This is a genomic window from Erythrobacter sp. CCH5-A1 (genome assembly GCF_001557115.1).
Classification (GTDB): Bacteria; Pseudomonadota; Alphaproteobacteria; order Sphingomonadales; family Sphingomonadaceae; genus Erythrobacter.
Window position 1 is genome coordinate 1 of sequence record NZ_LSKQ01000137.1, and the last position, 415, is coordinate 415.

The window sequence follows — 415 nt, forward strand, 5'->3', positions numbered from 1 at the left end:
CCGAACGGCTGATGCCGCGCACCCTGAGCGTTGACAGCGGACATCAGAGCGGTGTTTTCAGCCCACGTGAGGGCGCGGCAGGAGCTCGTCGATCCGCGATGCTGGGTGACCATCGGCGAGACTGGTGAGCGTGGCGGTCAGCCATGTGTGCGGGTTGATGTCGTTGAGTTTGCAGTTTTCGATGAGCGTGGCGATCACCGCCCAGTTGTCACCGCCTTCGTCGGAGCCTGCGAACAGGGCGTTCTTGCGGTTGAGGGCGAGCGGGCGGATGGCGCGCTCGACAGCGTTGTTGTCGAGATCGATGCGGCCATCATCGAGGAAGCGGATCAGGCCGTCCCAGCGTGGGAGCGTGTAGCGGATCGCCTCCCCGAGGCGGCTCTTGGCGCTGACCTGCCGGCCGCGTGCTTCGAGGAAC

1 protein-coding gene is annotated in these 415 nt (G+C 65.5%); it reads right to left on the reverse strand.

Translation table 11 applies throughout. From position 1 onward, the window contains the following. Positions 1–57: 57 nt before the first annotated feature. Positions 58–415 (reverse strand): transposase (locus tag AX708_RS07255; RefSeq protein WP_156454551.1); only part of this gene is annotated, 358 nt, incomplete at its 5' end.